Below are 20566 nucleotides of genomic sequence, written 5' to 3'. Positions count from 1 at the left end.
ACCCCCGCCATTTGGTGAGGGTGGCATTCTCATCAGAACTCACTCCACGACGTGTCTTGTATTGCAGCATGGCGGCTCTGAGTATTTCCGGCCACAAGTCGATGGCGTTGTGGAACAGATGTTGCCGCAATCTGCCTGTTTTTAGCCAAACGGAAGCGGCTGACCAACTGGCTCAGACGGGCGGCCTCGTCCGCAAGCGTCTGTCCGGCCGCAGTGGTCTCTTCCACCATCGCCGCATTTTGCTGCGTGACCTGATCCATCTGGTTCACGGCCGAATTGATTTCTTTGAGGCCAACCGCCTGCTCGGATGCCGAGCCAGAAATCTGTCCGATGACACGGTTGATCTGCAAGACTTGTGTTGCAATGTTTTGAAGCGCCGCCCCCGCCTGTGTCACCAGTCCGACCCCCTCTTTGACCTGTGTGGATGAGGCGTGAACCAACCCTTTGATCTCCTTGGCAGCATGCGCGGACCGTTGTGCCAATTCACGCACCTCTTGGGCAACCACGGCGAAACCACGTCCGGCTTCGCCTGCGCGCGCGGCCTCCACGCCAGCGTTCAGCGCAAGCAGGTTTGTCTGGAATGCTATCTCGTCAATCACCCCGATAATACGCCCAACTTCTGCCGATGATTGCTCGATACTGTGCATCGCCGAAATGGCGCGTTGAACGATTTCTCCTGATTGCTCGGCATCTCCGCTGGCGGCGGCAACCGTATTGGCGGCAACTTTCGCATGGTCAGCGCTGGCATTGACCTGCGACGTCAGTTCGTCCAAAGCAGCGGCTGTTTCTTCAAGGCTGGCCGCTTGTTGCTCGGTACGTTGAGACAGGTCCCGCGTTGCAGAACTAATTTCCCCTGAACCGGTGTGCATAACGGATACGGACCCATTCACCGCTGAAAGCGTTGCTTCAAGACTTTCCATGGCTGCGTTGAAGTCGGTCTTCAGTCGCATATAACTGTCAGGAAATTCCTCCTGCACACGAAAGGCAAGGTCGCCGCGGGATAAGTGCGAAAGGCCCGCCCCCAACGTCTCAACCATCCTTTGCTGCAAGGTTGCCTGTGTGCTCCGTTCTTCGTCGTGGGCTTGCCGGGCGGCTTCAGCCGCTTGGCGTTCAAGCTGAGCTGCTTTTTCCCCCTTTAAGGCAACATTCAGTTTGTGGCGAAAGCTCTCTAGCGCACTCGCCACCGCACCTGTTTCGTCAGTACGATGCTGTCCCTTCACCGCCTGTGTATAGTCCCCGGAATTCAGTCGGTTGACGTCGTCCAGCACGGCGGCAAGCGGACGCTGAATGAACCGATTGGCAGCAAACCATAAACCGATCAACAAAGAAACCAACACCGCAAACTACCAATGAGCAGCGCAGTCACACGGCTCCATACCACGTCGGTAATCACGCTAGCTGGCACTTCAAGAAGCAGAGTCCAGCCGGAGGCGAAATTGCTGAAGGCAACCGGATATTCAATCCGCAGCATCTTTTCGCCGTCAGGACGGTCAAAGGGAATGAAACCGTTGGCATTGATCGGTCCGCTGCCGGTGTAATCTTTCATAGTGTCAGCGGGTTGCGGTCCAACAAGCCATTTGCCGGATTTCGAAATGAGCATGATGCGACCGTCCGTGAATGGCCGCATTGCTGACAGTTCGCGGGCGAGGTCTTCCATCTTCAAGTCGACGCCGGCCACACCAATGATATTGTCCTTTGAACGAACGGGGAAGGAGAGAGATGCAATGATCGGTTTTCCCACCGTTTCCTCTGCAACAAAGGGCTCCGACAGATAGCCAGTAGGATTTTTCAACGCATCAGCATACCAGTCAGCTTTGTAATCAACCGGGAATGCCTGAAACTGGTAGGAGCCCGGCCCGGCCTGTATCCAATAGGGCGCAAAAATGCCCTCTGCGTTGGTTCCGAGCGCAACGTTGTTGGCGATGTCTCCGGTCAGGCCATCAAAAGCGTTTGGGGATTCGGCAAACCAGCTTCCGAAAAAACTGTTGTCGTTGACCGTATAGGTTTTGAGCGTACCGATCAGTTGCGAGCGGCTGATTGCATTCATTTCATGCAGACTGCCGATTGTGCCAGCAATTGTGCGGCCCACGCTTGCGGACCGATCCACCCGCCCAATAATCGATTGGGTGATCGCCCCGGCCTCCGCATTTGCCAGAAGGCGAATTTGTTGAACCATCGTTTTATGCGTCTGCCTGATCAGGTACAGGCTGAAACTTACAAGAACAATCGCCAAGATGATGCTGGACATCAGCATTAGTTTTGCTGCCAAAGACCTTGGTAGAAAGTAGGTCATCAGATCCGCCTGAATGAGAGGAAGCCAAATTCGGTCTTCTCAGTAATTGAGGCGGGGCAGGCTGGCTGCTCCACAGACCGTTCTCAAAGTAGAATGATCTGTATTAGTAACCAATAAGTGAATGTCGATTTGCGTTCGACATCCACATAGGTTTTTTTCAGTGTTACAGTAAATGAATCGTCACGTCTTGAACCATTGGTGAACCCTGTAGATCAAGCGGTTAGCACCACTTTGATGCAGCCGTCCTCCTTATCACGGAAGGTTTTATAGAGATCCGGGCCGTCATCCAGTTTTGCGCGGTGGGTGATGATCCAGCTTGGGTCGATTTCACCCTCTTCAATTCGGCGCAACAAATCCTTGGAGTAGCGGTTCACGTGTGTCTGACCGGTGCGGATAGCCAGCCCCTTGTTCATTGCGGCACCAAACGGAATCTTGTCGAGGAAGCCACCATAGACACCGGGAACGGAGACGATACCGCCGGGGCGGCATGCCATCAGTGCGGTGCGCAACACATGCGGGCGGTCGGTACCAAGCAGCAAGGCTGCTTTCGCCTTGTCCACCATGGCATCGAACGAAGCAGTCGCGTGGGATTCCGCCCCGACGGCGTCAATGCACTTGTCCGGGCCATGGCCGCCGGTCATGTCCTTCAGACGGTCCGGAATGGTTGCATCCTCATCATCGAAATTGATGATTCAGCGCCAGCCTGCTGTGCCATCGCAAGGCGTTCAGGCACGTTATCGATTGCGATAACCCTGGCCGCGCCCAGCATCAGCGCACTCTTGATGGCGAACTGACCAACCGGACCGCAGCCCCAGATCGCCACGATATCTGTCGGTTGAATATCGCAGTTCAGAGCAGCCATCCAGCCGGTTGGGAAGATATCGCCCAGAAAAAGAGCCTGCTCGTCACTCATACCATTCGGGATAATAATGGGCGACACATCCGCGTAAGGAACGCGAACAAATTCCGCCTGTCCGCCAGCAAAACCTCCGGTCAGATGCGAATAACCAAACAAGCCGGCAGTAGGATACCCAAATGCCTTGATAGCGTTTTCAGGCTTTGGATTGCTGCGCTCGCATACGGACCAGTTGCCCTTCAGGCACTGCTCGCACTCACCACAGCAGATGGTGAAAGGAACCACCACACGATCACCGACCTTAAGGTTTTTGTTGTCCTTGCCGACATCGACCACCTCGCCCATAAATTCATGGCCAAGGACATCGCCTTTTTCCATGAAAGGAATGTAGCCGTCCATCAAGTGCAGGTCCGATCCGCAGATGGCGCAGGCACTCATTTTAATGATGACGTCCCGGCTGTCTTGCAGTTTCGGTTCGCGAACGTCGTCGCAGCGAATATCGCCTTTTCCGTGCCAGCATAAAGCTTTCATCTGAAGTCTCCTAGAAGGTCGCCGGTTGGTTTCTCCGGTGTAGAACAACAGGGACCCCACTATGTTCCGAAATCGGCACCAAATTAGCTATTGAATTTATCTATAATTTCTGCATTTTGGCGATAGTCGCAGCGAGGAGGTGTATTATGGAGTTGTATTCGGGCAGTAAAGGGCAGACGCCTAGGGTCAGGTTCCAATCGCCGCCGAGCGCGTCCAGTTTGCAGATTATCGAAGACGAGGGACCGAAACGCTGGTCATTGGACGATGCGCAAACTATCTATAATTTGCCCTTCAACGATCTGCTCTTCCGCGCCCAGACCGTCCATCGTGAAAACTTCGATCCGAACGAAGTGCAGATCAGCGTGCTTCTGTCGATCAAAACAGGGGGGTGCCCGGAAGACTGTGGGTATTGCAGCCAGTCGGCCCGGGCCGCTCCGGGAACGGGCCTGAAGGCAACAAAGCTGATGGACGTGCAAACGGTGCTGGATGCTGCGGCCCGTGCTAAGGCGGAAGGCGCAACACGTTATTGCATGGGTGCAGCGTGGCGTAGCCCCCAGATGCGCAACATGGATACGCTCGCGGCCATGATCAACGGCGTGAAGTCGATGGGCATGGAAACCTGCATGACACTCGGTATGCTGGACGAAGCACAGGCGGCAACGCTGGCTGAGGCTGGGCTGGATTATTACAACCACAATATTGATACCTCGGAAAACTACTATTCCAACGTTATCACCAGCCGCACCTTTGCCGACCGTTTGCAGACGCTGGCCAATGTACGGGAAGCGGGTATCAAGGTGTGTGCGGGCGGCATTCTCGGCATGGGCGAAACGCCCGAAGACAGGATGAGCATGCTGTTGACGCTTGCCAACCTTGAGGTGCCTCCGGAAAGTGTGCCGATCAACATGCTGATCCCCATTCCCGGCTCCCGCCTTGCCAATGCAGATCCGGTGGACCCTATCGACTTCGTGCGGATGATTGCGCTGGCACGCATTCTTATGCCTGCCTCCCATGTGCGGCTCTCGGCAGGGCGCACGAATATGAGCGATGAAATGCAGGCGCTCTGTTTCTTTGCTGGAGCCAATTCGATTTTCATGGGTGACAAGCTGCTGACGGCTGATAATCCAGAAAAGAACGAGGATATGAAGCTGTTTGACCGTCTGGGGTTGCGGCCCATGCCACTGGCGGAGCCGGAGCGAAAAGGCTGCTGCGAGGCATGCTGACGCTTGATGTGACAGGGGCGCATGCACGGCTGCTGGCAGGGTTGGAGCGTAAGGGCCGTGCGCGCCGTCTTATCGCGGCGCGCGGGGTGGATTTCGCCTCCAACGATTATCTGGCGCTTGCCCAGGCGCCGCGCATTGCGCAGGCCATTTCGGCGGCACTGGCGCGCGGTGTGCCCATGGGGGCGGGCGGTTCCCGGCTGCTGCGCGGCCATCACCCGGAGCATGCGGCGCTGGAAATGGAGGCTGCCCGACATTTTGGTGCGCAAAAAGCACTGTATTTTGCCAATGGGTTTGCGGCTAATCTCGCATTGTTTTCAACATTGCCTCGGCGGGAAGATTTGATTGTCTATGACGAGCTGATCCACGCCAGCGCCATCGATGGAATCTCGGCCAGCAAGGCAAAAGTCGTGGCGGCACCCCATAACGATGCACAAGCCGTTGATGATGCCATCCGTGCGTGGCGCGAGCAGGGTGGTCTGGGCCATGCGTGGATTGCGGTTGAAACACTCTATTCCATGGATGGGGACCGCGCGCCGGTGCATGACCTGATGCAGGTCGCCAACCGGCATGAGGCCATTCTGGTGGTGGATGAAGCGCATGCGACTGGGGTTTTTGGCCCGCAGGGCAGAGGGTTGGCATCTGCCTATGAGGGGCGGGATAATTTGATTTCGCTGCACACCTGCGGAAAAGCGCTGGGTGCGTCCGGCGGTCTGATCTGTGCTGCCGCAACGTTCATTGATTATCTCATCAACCGAGCCCGACCTTTCGTTTATTCCACAGCACCGTCACCGCTTATGGCTGTCGGGGTGCGCGAGGCCCTGCGGATGGTTGCTGATACCCCGACGCTGGCGCAAGACCTGCAGGAGAGGGTGGCCTTTGCGCGTGCCCGGCTTGGCGATCTGAACATCGAGACAATGGGGAATGCGCACATAATCCCGATTCTCATTCGCGATAATGCGCGGGCGGTGCGGGTGTCTGCGGCTTTGGCGGACGAAGGGTTCGATATTCGCGCGATCCGTCCACCAACGGTGCCGGAAGGCACGGCGCGGCTGCGCATTTCGATCACGCTCAATGCCAGCGAGGACGATATGACACGCATGAGTGCTGCTCTCGCACATACCTTGGCGAAGAGTGTGTGATGCGTGGCTTCGTGGTGACCGGAACCGATACGGATATCGGCAAAACCGTCTTTTGCGCCGGTTTAGCCTCCGCCCTTCAAGCAAGCTACTGGAAGCCAGTGCAGGCCGGTCTGGATGGGGAAACGGATAGTCAAACCGTCGCCCGTCTCGGTGCGCTGCCAGACCATCGCATCTTGGCCGAGGCCTACCGGCTGAACACGCCTGCTTCGCCCCATCATGCCGCGGCTTTGGACGGTGTTGAGATCGACGTGGATGGGCTGACCATTCCGCCTTGTAATACGCCGCTGATCATTGAAGGCGCTGGCGGGCTGCTTGTGCCACTGACCCGCCATCATGTTCTTGCCGATGTGCTGGCACGATGGCAATGGCCGGTTATTGTCTGCGCTCGCACGGGGCTCGGGACCATCAACCACACGCTGCTGACCATAGAGGCTTTACGGAGCCGGGCCATTCCCATCGCAGGCATTGCTTTCATCGGCGATACGGTCCCGCACACGCAACAGGTCGTTGCGGATATGAGTGGCGTGCGCATGCTTGGCCGTTTGCCACGTCTTAACCCATTGACGCCGACCACGCTCGCGACCGCCTTTCGCGACAATGTCGATCTGGCGGCATTGCAAGGATTGTGCTGTTGCTGAACTCCCCCGTCTGGCATCCATTTACCCAGCATGGAATTGAGCCGCCCATGCGCAGAGCGGTCAGTGCTAGAGGCGCGTTCATCACCGATGCGGAGGGCAACCGCACGTTCGACGCGATTTCCTCCTGGTGGGTAACCACCCACGGTCACCGGCATCCCACGATCACGGCGGCCATTGAACAGGCCGCGCGTACGCTGAATCAGGTAATTTTTGCCGAATACACGCACGACGCTGCCGAGCAACTGGCGCGCGGATTGCTGGCGGTCGCTCCGCCCGGCCTTGCTCAAGTGTTTTATTCGGACAGTGGATCAACGGCGGTGGAAGTTGCCCTGAAAATGGCGCTGGGCCATTTCTTCAATCGCGGACAGAAGCGTCATCGCATCGTCGTGCTGGAGCATTCTTATCACGGCGACACCATCGGTACGATGTCCGTGGGTGCGCGGGGTGTGTTCAACCTGCCGTTTACGCCGCTTATGTTTGAGGTGGAGCGTCTGCCTTTTCCCGACGGAAGCGGTGCGCGCATGCTGGAGGCGTTTGAAACCCTGTGTCGAAGCGGCGATGTTGCGGCTCTGTTGATAGAGCCGCTGGTGCTGGGAGCCGGTGGTATGTGCATGTATCGGCCCGCTCTCTTGACAGCGCTTCGTGACATTGCAACCCGCCACGGCGTATTGCTGATCGCCGATGAGGTGATGACCGGATGGGGGCGCACCGGCACCATGTTTGCCTGCTCGCAGGCCAAGATATCGCCCGATATTCTCTGCACGTCCAAGGGGCTGACGGGCGGTTCTCTGCCGCTGGCTGCAACGCTGGCAACGGCAGATATTTTCGAGAGCCATCTCAGCACGGATCGCGCGAAGATGTTCTTCCATTCCAGCTCCTACACGGCCAATCCCATCGCCTGCTCGGCGGGCCTTGCCAATCTTGAGGTCTGGAAGACCGAGCCGGTGCAAGGCCGCATCGACCGTATCGCCCATCAGTTGGAGGGCCTGCTCGTTGCAACCGGCAACACTGTTGAAAACCCCCGCCGAACTGGCACCATCGCTGCGGTGGATTTGGTGGTGGGTGACAGCGGGTATCTCAGCGATGTCGCGCCGCGCTTGCGCGCGTTTTTCCGCTCACGCCACATGCTCATTCGCCCGCTGGGTAATGTCGTTTACCTCATGCCGCCCTACTGCTCCGGCGCCGACGAAATTGGAGCGGCGTGGGATACCATACTTGAGGCGGCAGAAGCCGTCTCGAAAGGCAAACTCTAATGGGCACGACCCTGTCCGGCTTCGGCCACTACGTCCCTGACATGGTCGTGACCAACGCGGAGCTGGAAACCCGCCTTGGATTGTCCGCCGGCTGGATCGAGCGGCGCACCGGCGTCATCGCACGGCGCTATGCTGGCGATGGCGAGACGCTCTGCCATTTCGCGGTGAAGGCCGGGCGCATGGCCTTGCAGAGTGCTGGCATAGACCCGGCAGAGATTGGCCTTGTGTTGCTGGCAACCTCCACGCCGGATCATCTTCTGCCGCCGACATCACCGTTGGTTGCCCACCATCTGGGCCTTGCCTGCGGTACGCTGGATATGGCGGGCGCCTGTTCCGGCTTTGTCTATGCGCTGGCACTGGCCGATAGCTTTTGCCGCACACAGAACAAATCGGTCCTCGTGATCGCCGCCAACATTTTGAGCCGCCGCCTGAATTTCGAGGATCGCGCCAGCGCTGTTCTGTTTGCCGATGCTGCGGGCGCAGTGGTGGTAACGCCGGTCGACGAGCCGCATCGGGGCGTTCTGGGTCTTGACCTTGTGTCCGATGGCAGCGCCTATGATTTCATCGGCATTCCCGCAGGCGGCAGCGCGGCCCCCTTCGGCGAGGGGACGACCATAACCGATACCCGCATGGCAATGCGCGACGGCAAGGGTTTGTTTATCAAGGCTGTGGCTGCGATGGCAGGCTGTGCACAGACAGCCCTTTCCCGAGCAAATCTGCAAATCAACGCGGTGGATTACGTGGCTGCCCATCAGGCCAATACACGCATGGTGGAGTTGGTCGCCGCCACTCTGGGGGTTGATCCGTGCAAGCTGGTCGGCTCCATCAGCGCCTATGGAAATTCGTCGGCTGCGACCATTCCGCTTAGTCTGTCCATGAAGCATCAGCAACGGCAATTAACATCCGGTGAAACCGTGTTGATGACCGCGGCGGGCGCAGGGCTCAGCGCAGGTGCGATTGTCATGAGATTGTAATCGTTCTGTCAATCCCTAGGATTGAAGATTAACCATCGGAACCAATCAGTCATACCGCCGTTGTTGAAGCTTAACGCGGTGGTAAGTTGATGTCCGAGCCTGAAGAAATCATAATTCCACTTTTGGAAGAGACCATATCGGTCAGTAAAGCCGAAGTCGTCACAGGTCGTGTGCGAGTAACCACTCATACAGATACTGTTGATGAAACCGTTAATACCCGACTCAACACAGAAACCGTTTCGGTGACCCGCGTTCCCATCGACCGCGAAGTCGATGTCGCCCCGCAGGTTCGCACCGAAGGTGATGTTACGATCATTCCTGTTCTGGAAGAGATCGTCATCGTTGAAAAGCGGCTGGTGTTGAAGGAGGAAATTCACATCCTCCGTGTGTCCACCGCGCAAGATGTTTCTGTTCCCGTAACGTTGCGCAAGCAACGGGCGGAGCTGGAAAGAACAACTGTCCCTCAACCCGATAATTTCGAGGAGAAATTACCATGAGCATGTATTCCGAAACGACCACATCGTCATCTTACAATACGCTGACGGCATTCTTTGAGTCCCGGTCTGATGCCGATTCCGCTGTCGAGCGTCTGCAGGCAGCCGGTATTGCTCACGACAGCATTCGCGTTGTAGCGGGCAATGATACGAGTTCCGGCCATGTCGAGACCGATCACAAGGGCTTCTGGGCATCGCTCGGCGATCTGTTCATGCCGGATGATGACCGCAACACCTACGCAGAAGGTCTGCGCCGGGGTGGCTATTTGGTGAGCGTGTCCAACCTGACGACCGAACAGCATGACGTCGCACTCGATATTCTGGACGACGAAGGCAGCATAGATCTGGACGAACGCGAAGCATCCTGGCGTGCAGAAGGCTGGTCCGGCCATCAAACCGTTGCCGACGATCTGGTCGATACAACGTCCGAGCGGACCTATGCCGATGCAGGCGCACTGGGCGGTGGCGTTGGCCTCACCGGTTCCAGCACATCCACCGGCGATGAAGACGTGATCCCAGTCTATCAGGAGCAGATCAAGGTCGGTAAGCGCGATGTGAACGTTGGCCGTGTGCGGGTTCGCTCCTATGTGGTGGAAACACCTGTTAGCGAAGATGTTTCCTTGCGCAATGAAAACGTGTTTCTGGAGCGTCGCCCTGTTGATCGCGCCGTATCCGGCACGGATGCAGCTTTTACCGACCGCACGATTGAAGCCGAAGAGCGTCGCGAGGAAGCTGTCGTCTCGAAGGATGTACGCGTGACGGAAGAGATTGCGCTGCGCAAAGAATCCGAGCAGCGCACCGAAACCGTCAGCGATACCGTGCGCCACACCGAAGTGGAAGTGGAAGACGAGCGTATCGGTATCAAGTCCGGCACCAACAACGTCACCGATCTGCCGCGTCGCTAATCACCGCATTCTTAAGGGAAAAGGCCGGGCTTTGTCCGGCCTTTTTCGTTGCGCACGCGGAACTGTCTGTGTCACATGTCCGGATGGGGAGAACCGATGAAAGAACGTGATACGGCACCGGCAGAGGAGGGCATCCGCCCAACACTGAAAACCATTGCGCTCATGGCCGGCCTTGGCGTGACGACGGTTTCGCGTGCGCTGAAGGATGCACCGGAAATTGGTCCGGCAACCCGCCGCCGCGTTCAACAGATTGCCAAACAAGTGGGCTACCGGCCCAACCGGGCGGGCGTGCGGCTGCGCACCGGCAAGACCAACGTGATTGCACTGCTGTTGAACACGCAGGACGAAATCATGGGATTTACCTCTCAGGTCATCCACGGTGTGTCGCAGGCTCTGGTTGGCACCCAATACCATCTGATCCTGACCCCCTACCTACATTCAAAAGACCCGATGGACCCGGTTCGTTACGTGGTGGAAACGGGATCAGCGGACGCTATCATCCTGTCGCGAACCGAGCCGCAGGATGCACGCGTGCGATACCTGACCGAGCACAATATTCCGTTTGCTACGCATGGCCGCACGGAACTGGGTATCCACCATCCATACCACGATTTCGACAACGACACCTTTACTTTCGATATGGTAAAGGCGCTGGCCGCACGAGGACGAAAGCGTCTGGCAGTACTAACGCCACCGCCCGCACTCACCTATTACGGCCACGCGGTCAGCGGGTTTCAGCGTGGGTTGAGGGAGACCGGGGCCAGCGGTGTCGTGTTCGGCGGCATTGATATCGACACACCGCTTGACGAACTGCGGACCAAAATACGCGACCTGATGATGCAACCCGATCGGCCGGATGGGCTGATCTGTGGCGGTTCGGCGGCGGCCATCGCACTTGTTGCAGGCATTGAGGCAGCGGATTTGACGATCGGCGAGGATGTTGATGTCGCGGCGAAACAGTCCACCGATATTCTGCCATGGTTCCGGCCACAGTTGATCGTGGTGACGGAAGATTTCAAGCTTGCCGGGTTGCAACTCGGCAAGGCCGTGTTGGCCCGGCTGGCAGGGGGCAAACCGCAGATTTTGCAGACAATCGGATAACGTAAATAGCGATAGGCAAAATCACGTTGTTTCTTTATGCGTTGATGTCACAAACATTCAACAAGCCTGATACGGACCAGAGCATCATGATTATTGCCAGCGCGTTGACTGATAACGGCTTTTTGTCTCGCTGGCATATTTCCTTGATCTCGGCTTTTCTAAGCCTCGCAGTGGTGTCGGGCTGTGCCAGCCGACCCACGGCGGCAGTGTTGCAACCGGTCAATCTCACAGAGCCCACGCGAGAACAGGTGACTTTGCTGTCTGCCACCAACCGCATACGCGATGGTGAAGGCTATGGCACGGATCGTGGCGCTGTGGCGTTCGAAACCTATACGGTGTCCATTCCGCCGACTCATCGCCTGACACAAATCGAGTATCCAAAGGCCAAGCCGGATCCACGCCGGGATATGGTGGTGACTGCGCGCAAAGCCTTGTCGCAGGCGCAGTTTCTGTCCATGGCGCGCGAACGTGTGGATGCCAATGGCACGGTCAACATTTTCGTCCATGGCTATAATTACCGGTTTCAGGAGGCGCTGTTTCGCCTCGTGCAGTTTGCAGTCGACGCCAAAAGCCGCACAGGTGCAGACCCCATCCTGTTTTCATGGCCATCGGCGGGCTCACTCACCGGCTATGTTGGAGACCGCGATGCGGCACTCTCGTCCCGTCAGGATTTGAAATCCCTCATCATTGCGTTGTCCGAACAGCCGACGGTCAAGCGCATCGTGCTGTTTGGGCACAGTATGGGCGGCTTTCTGGTTATGGAGGTTCTTCAGGAACTCAAAATTCAAGGACGTCAGGATATTCTCAAACGGCTCGTCGTAGCGCTGGCCGCGCCTGATATTGATGCTCAGGTTTTCCGGTCTCAACTGGAAGTGGTCGGCACGTTGCCCGTGCCGTTGACGCTGTTCGTCTCAAAAGATGACAAGGCGCTGATCGCCTCCAGCTTTATCAGTGGCGAACGGCCGCGCGTCGGGAGGCTGGATGTGGACGATCCGCGGGTACAGGAACTGGCTGTCCAATACGGGATTCGCCTCATCGATATTTCGTCGCTGGAAGGACCGGATGGCTTGGGCCATGACCGCTACGCCAGTCTCGCACAGTTTGGTCCACAACTGGCATCGCTTGAAAACCGTGATGGAAATGCAGGCGCGCGGGTGGGCTCGTTCATTTTCGATGTGGCGGGTGCGGCGGTCTCCAGCCCGTTCCGGCTGGTCAGCAGCGTACTGGCGCCGGAATAGTGCAGGTGTCATAATCCTGCTTGCTTTATCAGTTCAGCCTTGCATTTTGGCGGGCTGTTCTGCACACCCTGCCGTTTGACAGAGTGACACGGAAGACCGGTATGACGTACGCCGTCAAGGAAATGTTCAAGACGCTGCAAGGCGAAGGTGCGCAGGCGGGACGCGCTGCGGTGTTTTGCCGGTTTGCGGGCTGTAATTTGTGGTCCGGGCGCGAAAGTGATCGGCACGCTGCCGTGTGTCAGTTCTGCGATACGGACTTCATCGGCACAGACGGTGAAGGCGGTGGCAAGTTTAAAACCGAACATGCGCTGGCGGATTCCATTGCCGCCACGTGGGGGCCAGGGCAAGCAAACCGGTTCGTCGTGTTCACCGGCGGGGAGCCGCTTCTGCAACTGGATACCGCTCTTGTTAACGCTGTCCACGCCCATGGCTTTGAAATTGCCGTGGAAACCAACGGTACGCTGGAAGCGCCAGACGGTGTTGACTGGATTTGCGTAAGCCCCAAGGCCGGTGCCCCCATCGTGCTCAGGCGCGGCCACGAGTTGAAGCTGGTTTACCCGCAGGTTGACTTCGGCCCGCAGCAGATGACCGACATGGAATTCACCCATTACTGGCTGCAACCAATGGACGGTCCGCAACAGGCCGAAAACACGGCCGCCGTTGCCGCCTATTGTCTTGAGAACCCACCGTGGAGGCTCAGCCTCCAAACGCATAAACTGATTGGAATTCCATGAAAATCACTCAGGCCTTCACCTTTGAGGCGGCCCACCGCCTTCCCAACGTGCCCGCTACGCACAAGTGCCACCGTATGCACGGCCACTCATACCGGGTGGAGTTGCAACTGGAAGGGCCGATTGATCCGGCAACAGGCTTTGTCATCGACTTCTTTGATGTTGAGCATGCCTTCGGCCCGCTGTTGCAGCAATTGGACCACCATACGCTGAACGATATCGACGGTTTGGAAAACCCCACTGCGGAGCATATTTCCATGTGGATTTGGGATCGCACCAAGCCGCTTTTGCCTGCCCTGTCCTCGGTCAAGGTTTATGAAACGCCGGCCTGCTGGGCCGAATACACGGGAGAATAGGTATGGCTGGCGCTCTGGTGCTGTTTTCCGGCGGTCAGGATTCCGCCACCTGTCTTGCGTGGGCGCTGGACCGATTTGACACGGTGGAAACCTTGGGTTTCGACTACGGACAGCGTCACCGGATCGAGCTGGAATGCCGCGAAGCCTTGCGGGCTGGTCTTCGCACGATGAACCCGGATTGGGCCGCAAAGCTCGGTGAGGACCACACCATATCGCTGGCGGCGCTGGGCGAGGTGTCGCAGACATCGCTGACGCGTGACATTGAAATTGAAATGGAGGAGGGAGGCTTGCCAAATTCGTTCGTGCCGGGCCGCAACATCATCTTCCTCACTTTCGCAGCCGCGCTTGCCTGTCGCCGGGGGTTGAAACACATTGTCGGCGGCATGTGCGAAACCGATTTTTCCGGCTACCCGGATTGCCGGGATGATACGATCAAGGCGCTTCAGGTCGCGCTGAATCTTGGAATGGACCGCCGTTTCGTGCTGGAAACGCCGTTGATGTGGATCGACAAGGCGCAGACATGGCGGCTTGCCCAGACGCTTGGCGGCGAGGAACTCGTTGATCTGATCGTGGAAGACAGCCACACCTGCTATCTCGGCAACCGCGACCAGCGTCATGACTGGGGCTATGGCTGTGGCGTCTGCCCCGCGTGCGATCTGCGGGCCAAGGGATACCACGCCTATCGGGCGGAAGCGGTTTAGCTCTTTCGATCGGGAGCATAATCTTATCGATCCTCGCTTCGCTCCGGTCGGATTATGCTTAAATCATCTCGTTCTGGCCGCTCGTCTCAAACTGCGCACCTTTCCAGATGGCAGACGCTTGCGCATCGGGAAACAGCAGCCGGAGATGCCCGATGATTTGGCTGGCCCGCGGGTCAACCAGCCGATACACGACAGCTTTCGTCAGCCGCGTTCCGGAAATCAGTCCCGCTTCCCGAAGTTCCCCGATCTGCTGCGATAGCGTCGGCTGGTGAACATCCAGTATCTCTTCGAGCTCACCAACAGAACGCGCCCCTTCCGTAAGAACGCACAAGATCGACAGCCGGACAGGATTCGATATGGCCTTGAGGAAGTCCGATGCCGCGCCGATGGCACGACATTTGACCTTTGGCGTGTGTGGTTGTGACGTCTTGGGCATCGTACAAACCTCCAATCCCGGCAGAATTATTTTCTATACAGATACCGCAGTTTGGATATCCAATCCTCGAAGCGAGAGACGCGTCATTCTATAAATTTATAGATCAACAATCAATGAGGCGTTCGCATTGGCATTCCGGATTGGCCACCATCCCAACAATTTGCATCTGCGGTTGGCATCCGTATGGCCCGGCGCATTTGCGGGCCTGAAGGCCGAGTTTGTTGCCTATCCAGAGGGGCGCGACACCGCCGATTTGCTGAAAGAGGGCGCAATAGACATCGGCGGCACTGGCTCCACACCACCCATTCTTGCGGAGGCTTCCGGGCTTGCCGTCCGCTATGTTGCGGCATCCAGCCCTCGTCCCGCCAACGGCGCAATTCTGGTTCGTGAGTCCTCGATTATCCAAAATCTGGCAGACCTCAAAGAGCAGCCCGTGGCCTTGGTGGACGGGTCTTTTCTTACCTATTTTCTGGCCAAGCGGCTGGAGGAGGGCGGCTTGATGCTGAAGGATGTTCAGCGTCTCGATATGGCCCCGGGAGCTTCACGGGACGCGCTGCAATCAGGCGCGGTCAGCGCATGGGTCGCCATGGCTCCGCATTTGCAGCAGTCACTGGCGACGGGTGAATTTCGCGTGCTGGCGGATTGCGGCAGCTTGATTCCCAACCGTTCGCTGTTCTGGACCATCAATGAGCGCGGGGTGCGCGACGAGGTGTTGGACGCGTTCGCCTCTGAATTACAGCAACTTGGTAACGCCATTGCAGCCGACCCGGAAAAGGCTGCCGAATTGCTTTCCACAAACGACGATCCGGCTGAACGGCGCGCGTGGACCCGTGTGGTTGCGGAGCGCAACTGGCACGTTGCCGCTGCCGACACGCTGGTGCTGCGCGAACAACAGGCGGAGGCCGATACGCTGTTTCACCACGGCGATCTGGCGGCACCGCTGACGATCAAGAGCCTGCACGGCGAAGAGATATAATATGAATGTTTTGTGGTACATGTGCGCCCCCGATGGTGCTTATCCGTGGAAGCCCGAGGGCTCGCGCGCGGTCGATTATGGCTATTACAAACAGCTGGCGCAGGCTTACGATCATCTGGGCTATACCGGCGCGCTGTTTGCCACCGGTGCGCACGATGTGTGGCCTCTGGCGGGTGCATTGCTGCCCTATACGGAGCGAATGAAGTTCCTCATTGCCTTCCATCCCGGTTTGATTGCGCCGACGCTTCTGGCAAAAATGGCGGCAACATTTCAGGAGTTCTCTAACGGACGGCTGATGCTGAACGTCGTGTCCGGCGACGCGAAAATGCTCGGTGCCTATGGCATGATGCTGCCGCATGATGAGCGCTATCAGATGGCGGACGAATATCTGACCCTGTGGCACAGGCTGATGGCTGGTGAAAGCGTTACCCACACGGGCAAGTATTTCCAAACCGAAGGCGCAAAACTGGCACTGCCCGCTGGCACCAGCATCGCCTCACCGCCGCTCTGGTTTGGCGGTTCCTCCGATAGCGCCATCGACGTGGCGGCCAAACACGTGGAGACGTATCTCTCTTGGGGAGAAACGCCGGAGCAGATGGGCGAGAAAGTCAAAAAGGTAAAGGCGCGGGCAGAGGCTTACGGTCGCACACTCAATTACGGTATCCGCCTCTATGTCATCGTTCGCCAAACCGATGAGAAGGCTTGGGATGCTGCCGCCGATCTCTATAATGAAATGGACGAGGCCGCCATTGCGGCCAACCAGCGCTTTGTGTCCAACACGGACTCGGTAGGCCAGCAGCGCATGAGCGCCATGCATGGCGGCATCAAGCCCACCAATCTGCGCGATCTTGAAATCTCCCCCAATCTTTGGGCAGGTATCGGCCTTGTTCGTCCGGGGCCGGGCACCGCCATCGTCGGTTCGCCGGATACGGTCATCCGCACATTGGAGGCCTATCAAAAGGTTGGCGTCGATACGTTCATCCTGTCCGGAATGCCGCTTCTGGAGGAAGCCTATCGCTTTGGCGAGCTGGTTCTGCCAAAACTCCCGGTTGAACGGTTCACGCCGGAGCGAAAGCAGTTTACATGGTCAACCCTGTTTGACCGTGACCTCAGCGGAAAGCCTGCTTCATGAGCGATATGCCCCTACCTCTCACCGGCGCGGACCGACCGATCAATGAGGCCGTGAGACCGTCCTCTGGTCGGCGGTTTCTTGGGTTGGGACGGCGCTTGATTTCGCCGCTGCTGCTGCTGGTGCTGTGGCAGGTTTTAAGCGCAACCGGTATTCTCCCGGCCCGCATTCTCGCGGGGCCGACCGATATTATTGCGGCAGCGCAGCGGCTGATTGCATCCGGCGAGTTGATCACCGGGCTTATGGTCTCCTTTCTGAGGGTGCTGGCGGGCTTTTCCATCGCGCTTGTTGCCGGTGTTGTGCTGGCACTGGTGGCTGGCGTATCGCGCATCGGTGATCTGTTGATCGACCCGCCCATCCAGATGTTGAAGGCCATGCCGTTCCTTGGTCTCTTACCACTGTTCATTCTGTGGTTCGGCATTGGCGAAACGCCTAAGATCGGCCTTGTTGCGTTCGGCGCAGTGTTCCCGATTTACCTGACCCTGCTCGGCGGCATACGCGGCGTGGATAAGAAACTGGTTGAGGCCGGGCGCACGCTGGGTCTGAGCAATCTTGGCATTATCCGTCATATCTTCATTCCCGGCGCACTGCCCTCGCTGCTGGTTGGCATTCGCTATGGGCTAAGTGTGGCGTGGCTCAGTCTGGTCGTGGGCGAGCAGATCAACGCGTCGAGCGGCATCGGCCAAATCATCACCTATGCCCGGGATTTTCTGCAAACGGATGTCATCGTCGTCTGCCTGATGGTCTATGCGCTGATGGGGCTGGTGACCGATGGGCTGGTGCGGCTGGTGGAGGCACACGCTCTGCGCTGGCGTCCGCAGGTGCTGGCATGACGAACCTTGTTGATATCCGAAATCTGAGCCGTTCGTTTGGGGCTGTTTCTGTTCTCAAGGGCATCGACCTGCAAATTGCGCCCGGCGAATTTGTGGCCCTATTGGGCCGCAGCGGATCGGGAAAATCCACGCTGTTGCGGATGCTGGCGGGGCTGGACGAGGGGACGGCGGACCGGCTGCATCTGCCACCGCGCCGCTCGGTGGTGTTTCAGGAACCCCGGCTCATGCCGTGGAAAACCGTGCTGGATAACGTGACCCTCGGCGTGGACGGGAAAACTGTCGACGAACGGGCGCAGCAAACGCTGGATGATGTTGGCCTGTCCCATCGCAAGCACGCGTGGCCGCTGACACTTTCTGGCGGTGAGGCGCAACGCGCAGCCTTGGCCCGCGCATTGGTGCGCAAGCCTGAATTGCTGCTGCTGGATGAACCGTTTGCCTCGCTGGATGCACTGACCCGCCTGCGTATGCACAGTCTGGTGTTTGACCTCTGGCGCAAGCACGGCCCGGCGGTTCTGCTGGTTACCCATGATGTCTGGGAGGCCATTGCACTTGCCGACCGCATCCTCGTTTTGGGCGACGGGCATTTTACGAAGGAAGTCCGTGTTCCCGTCTCCCATCCGAGACGACGCAGTGACCCGGAACTCGCACGCATAGAGGCTGACCTCTTGAGCGAACTGGGTGTTGAACCTTTGACTGTCTGAACAACAAGGAACGGAAACGGTAAATGATGAACAAGCGTAACTTTCTCCTATCGCTCGCCGCCACCGCTGGCATTCTCGTCAGCGCATCCGCCAGCCTCGCGGCCGATCAGGTCGTGCGGATCGGCTGGTTGCGTGGACCCAATGATATTACACTGGCCAAATCGCGCGGCACGCTGGAAAAGGCATTGGGCGAAAAGGGCATCAAGGTCGAATGGGCTGGCCCGTTTCCGGCAGCGGCCCCCGCGTTCGAGGCGCTGAATGCAGGCAGCATCGATATCACCGCAGGCAGTTCCACCTCCGCGATTGCGGCTCTTGCGGCCAAAATTCCGCTGGTGGTTTTCGCCTATCAGAAGATGGCCGCAGGCGCGGAAGGCATTGTCGTCAAGCAGCAGTCCGGCATTGCCTCCATCAAGGATCTGGCGGGCAAGAAAGTGGCCGTCAACCGTGGCGGTACGGGCGAATATCTGCTGATGCGGGGTCTGGAAACCAACGGCGTTGATCCAAAATCCGTCGAGCGCGTTTATCTCAGCCCCAGCGACAGCGGGCCGAGCTTCACACAAGGCCATGTCGATGCCTGGGCGACCTGGGACCCATTTCTGACAATTGCCGAAAAGTCCTATGATGGCAAGGTGGTAGCCAACGGTGATGCAATCAAATCGGACAATGCCGTGGTTCTGGTAGCGTCGAAGGATTTCGCCACGAATAAAACCGATCAGCTTCAACTCGTCTTTGACGTGATCAAAGCGGAGAATGCTTGGGGGCTGGCCAACAAGGCCGAGGCGGGCGCGATCTGGGCGAAGGAAATGAACATACCCGCCGATCTGGCAGCCAAAATTGGTGAAAACAATGCCGTGCCAACGACCGGCGTAACCGAGGCCGATGTTCAACAGATCGGCGCCATCGCCGAGTGGTATGCCAAAAGCGGAATTATACCTGTGATGCCCAACGTTGCCGACGGCGTCGTTTCGTTGAAGTAATGACATTGGCGACCGGGGTTTGCTCCGGTCGCCTGATTAAGCCTGAAATAGCTTGAAGCGTGTGGGACGAAACGCAACCCGCGACCCTTCGGTAGCAGGATGATCGGCGGGCAACTCGATTTCGACGCGGGCATGTTGCTGGCCAATATCGAGTTCTACATGCCGTTTGCCCGCCACGCGGCGGCTGGTGGTGACGATCCCGGCAAGACAGCCGCCGCAGCCATCCTGCAAGCCGATGTCATGTGGACGGAAATGCAGATTGGCCGTGCCATCGGCTGTACCAGCTGATTCAACTCCGATTGGCCTGTCTTCCAGCCAGATCTGCCCGCTTTCCACCCGGACGGGCAGAATGTTGGATTGTCCGATGAACGAGAACACAAACGGCGAGTTGGGTGCGTCGTAGATTTCGTCAGGCGTTCCGGCCTGCTCGATCTTGCCCTGACTCATGACGACCACACGGTCGGCGAGTTCCAGTGCTTCTTCCTGATCATGGGTGACGAACACCGTGGTGTGGCCCGTGCGGTTGTGGATGTCGCGCAGCCAACGGCGCAGTTCTTTGCGCACCTGCGCATCCAGCGCGCCAAACGGCTCGTCCAGCAGCAGAACATTGGGCTCCACCGCCATGGCGCGGGCGAGCGCAACGCGCTGCCTCTGCCCGCCGGAGAGTTGCGCCGGATAGCGCTTTTCCATGCCCGACAGTTGCACCAGATCAATCAATTCCATGGCCCGCGCGCGGATATCGGCCTTCGCGGGCCGTCGGTCCGCCTTGCGAATACGAAGGCCGAAAGAGATATTGTCCAGCACCGTCATATGGCGAAACAGCGCATAGTGCTGAAACACAAAGCCGATATTGCGTTCCTGCACGGTTTTCAGCGAAGCATCTTCATCACCGAAGAAAATCTGGCCCGCCGTGGGGCTTTCCAGACCGGCAATCAGGCGCAACAGTGTTGTTTTGCCGGAGCCCGATGGGCCCAGCAGCGCAATCAGCTCACCGGAGCGAATGTCGAGCGAAACGTCTTTCAGCGCAGGAAAACGCTCGAACTGCTTGACGATGTTTTGAACGCGTACTTCCATTACAAAT

Annotated in this window: 20 protein-coding genes and 2 pseudogenes; 17 read left to right on the top strand and 5 right to left on the bottom strand. The window is 57.9% G+C overall.

The genetic code is table 11. The annotated features are described in order from the left end of the window. Window positions 1–152: 152 nt before the first annotated feature. From IFT84_RS07295 to IFT84_RS07285, 3 genes and pseudogenes are all read right to left on the bottom strand, one after another. A pseudogene (locus IFT84_RS07295) lies at window positions 153–1304 on the bottom strand (methyl-accepting chemotaxis protein); the annotation flags it as partial. 14 nt (window positions 1305–1318) lie between these two features. After that, window positions 1319–2176: a cache domain-containing protein gene (locus tag IFT84_RS07290; RefSeq protein ID WP_192117991.1), complete on the bottom strand. Its 858-nt coding sequence runs from the start codon at window positions 2174–2176 to the stop codon at window positions 1319–1321. Between the two features lie 329 nt (window positions 2177–2505). Beyond that, window positions 2506–3680 (bottom strand): annotated as a pseudogene (locus IFT84_RS07285) (zinc-dependent alcohol dehydrogenase). Window positions 3681–3826: 146 nt separating this feature from the next. On the opposite strand from IFT84_RS07285, the gene bioB reads away from it, so the two are divergent. The 12 genes from bioB to queC all read left to right on the top strand — a co-directional run bounded on the left by bioB (window position 3827) and on the right by queC (window position 14433). After that, complete coding sequence (gene bioB / locus IFT84_RS07280) at window positions 3827–4903, top strand: biotin synthase BioB (protein ID WP_192117990.1); 1077 nt, start codon at window positions 3827–3829, stop codon at window positions 4901–4903. Further along, a complete protein-coding gene (locus IFT84_RS07275; protein WP_192117989.1) occupies window positions 4897–6042 on the top strand; it encodes an 8-amino-7-oxononanoate synthase in 1146 nt (381 codons plus the stop codon). Before bioB ends, IFT84_RS07275 begins: the two co-directional genes overlap by 7 nt. Then, window positions 6042–6680, top strand: coding sequence for a dethiobiotin synthase (bioD, locus tag IFT84_RS07270; RefSeq protein WP_192117988.1), 639 nt, complete (start codon window positions 6042–6044; stop codon window positions 6678–6680). Before IFT84_RS07275 ends, bioD begins: the two co-directional genes overlap by 1 nt. After that, window positions 6674–7933, top strand: coding sequence for an adenosylmethionine--8-amino-7-oxononanoate transaminase (locus IFT84_RS07265; RefSeq protein ID WP_192117987.1), 1260 nt, complete (start codon window positions 6674–6676; stop codon window positions 7931–7933). Before bioD ends, IFT84_RS07265 begins: the two co-directional genes overlap by 7 nt. Further along, window positions 7933–8907 carry a beta-ketoacyl-ACP synthase III gene (locus tag IFT84_RS07260; RefSeq protein ID WP_192117986.1) on the top strand — a complete coding sequence of 325 codons (975 nt, stop codon included), beginning with the start codon at window positions 7933–7935 and terminating at the stop codon, window positions 8905–8907. Before IFT84_RS07265 ends, IFT84_RS07260 begins: the two co-directional genes overlap by 1 nt. 89 nt (window positions 8908–8996) lie before the next feature. Next, window positions 8997–9404 (top strand): YsnF/AvaK domain-containing protein, encoded by a 408-nt coding sequence (locus IFT84_RS07255; protein WP_192117985.1) that lies wholly within the window; start codon window positions 8997–8999, stop codon window positions 9402–9404. Continuing rightward, the gene (locus IFT84_RS07250) at window positions 9401–10306 is read left to right on the top strand and encodes a YsnF/AvaK domain-containing protein (RefSeq protein ID WP_244651127.1); all 906 of its coding nucleotides are present in this window, start codon (window positions 9401–9403) and stop codon (window positions 10304–10306) included. The genes IFT84_RS07255 and IFT84_RS07250 overlap by 4 nt, the downstream gene beginning before the upstream one ends. A gap of 96 nt (window positions 10307–10402) precedes the next feature. Further along, window positions 10403–11407, top strand: coding sequence for a LacI family transcriptional regulator (locus IFT84_RS07245; protein WP_192117984.1), 1005 nt, complete (start codon window positions 10403–10405; stop codon window positions 11405–11407). Window positions 11408–11493: 86 nt separating this feature from the next. Continuing rightward, on the top strand, window positions 11494–12645 hold the full coding sequence (locus tag IFT84_RS07240) for an alpha/beta hydrolase (RefSeq protein WP_192117983.1): 1152 nt from the start codon (window positions 11494–11496) through the stop codon (window positions 12643–12645). A 101-nt stretch (window positions 12646–12746) separates the two neighbouring features. Beyond that, on the top strand, window positions 12747–13379 hold the full coding sequence (gene queE, locus IFT84_RS07235) for a 7-carboxy-7-deazaguanine synthase (protein WP_192117982.1): 633 nt from the start codon (window positions 12747–12749) through the stop codon (window positions 13377–13379). Continuing rightward, window positions 13376–13732, top strand: coding sequence for a 6-carboxytetrahydropterin synthase QueD (gene queD, locus IFT84_RS07230; protein ID WP_192117981.1), 357 nt, complete (start codon window positions 13376–13378; stop codon window positions 13730–13732). Before queE ends, queD begins: the two co-directional genes overlap by 4 nt. A gap of 2 nt (window positions 13733–13734) precedes the next feature. Beyond that, the gene (gene queC, locus IFT84_RS07225) at window positions 13735–14433 is read left to right on the top strand and encodes a 7-cyano-7-deazaguanine synthase QueC (protein ID WP_192117980.1); all 699 of its coding nucleotides are present in this window, start codon (window positions 13735–13737) and stop codon (window positions 14431–14433) included. 58 nt (window positions 14434–14491) lie between these two features. On the opposite strand, the gene IFT84_RS07220 is transcribed toward queC, so the two are convergent. After that, a complete protein-coding gene (locus IFT84_RS07220; RefSeq protein WP_192117979.1) occupies window positions 14492–14869 on the bottom strand; it encodes an ArsR/SmtB family transcription factor in 378 nt (125 codons plus the stop codon). Window positions 14870–14996: 127 nt separating this feature from the next. Between IFT84_RS07220 and IFT84_RS07215 the strand changes: the two genes are divergently transcribed. The 5 genes from IFT84_RS07215 to IFT84_RS07195 are packed head-to-tail and all read left to right on the top strand — an operon-like array spanning window position 14997 to window position 19485. Further along, window positions 14997–15845 (top strand): ABC transporter substrate-binding protein, encoded by an 849-nt coding sequence (locus IFT84_RS07215; protein WP_192117978.1) that lies wholly within the window; start codon window positions 14997–14999, stop codon window positions 15843–15845. A gap of 1 nt (window position 15846) precedes the next feature. Beyond that, entirely contained in the window at window positions 15847–16977 is a 1131-nt protein-coding gene (locus IFT84_RS07210) for an LLM class flavin-dependent oxidoreductase (RefSeq protein WP_192117977.1), read from the top strand. After that, window positions 16974–17807 (top strand): ABC transporter permease, encoded by an 834-nt coding sequence (locus tag IFT84_RS07205; RefSeq protein WP_192117976.1) that lies wholly within the window; start codon window positions 16974–16976, stop codon window positions 17805–17807. The genes IFT84_RS07210 and IFT84_RS07205 overlap by 4 nt, the downstream gene beginning before the upstream one ends. Next, window positions 17804–18508 carry an ABC transporter ATP-binding protein gene (locus IFT84_RS07200; protein WP_192117975.1) on the top strand — a complete coding sequence of 235 codons (705 nt, stop codon included), beginning with the start codon at window positions 17804–17806 and terminating at the stop codon, window positions 18506–18508. Before IFT84_RS07205 ends, IFT84_RS07200 begins: the two co-directional genes overlap by 4 nt. Before the next feature lie 23 nt (window positions 18509–18531). Next, window positions 18532–19485 (top strand): aliphatic sulfonate ABC transporter substrate-binding protein, encoded by a 954-nt coding sequence (locus tag IFT84_RS07195; RefSeq protein ID WP_244651126.1) that lies wholly within the window; start codon window positions 18532–18534, stop codon window positions 19483–19485. A gap of 36 nt (window positions 19486–19521) precedes the next feature. On the opposite strand, the gene IFT84_RS07190 is transcribed toward IFT84_RS07195, so the two are convergent. Then, window positions 19522–20559: a sulfate/molybdate ABC transporter ATP-binding protein gene (locus tag IFT84_RS07190; protein ID WP_192117974.1), complete on the bottom strand. Its 1038-nt coding sequence runs from the start codon at window positions 20557–20559 to the stop codon at window positions 19522–19524. Window positions 20560–20566: the final 7 nt, after the last annotated feature.

It is taken from the genome of Rhizobium sp. CFBP 8762 (assembly GCF_014841565.1).
Classification (GTDB): Bacteria; Pseudomonadota; Alphaproteobacteria; order Rhizobiales; family Rhizobiaceae; genus CFBP-8762.
Note: the sequence above shows the minus strand (reverse complement) of the source record. Positions and strands in the feature narration are given on the sequence as shown.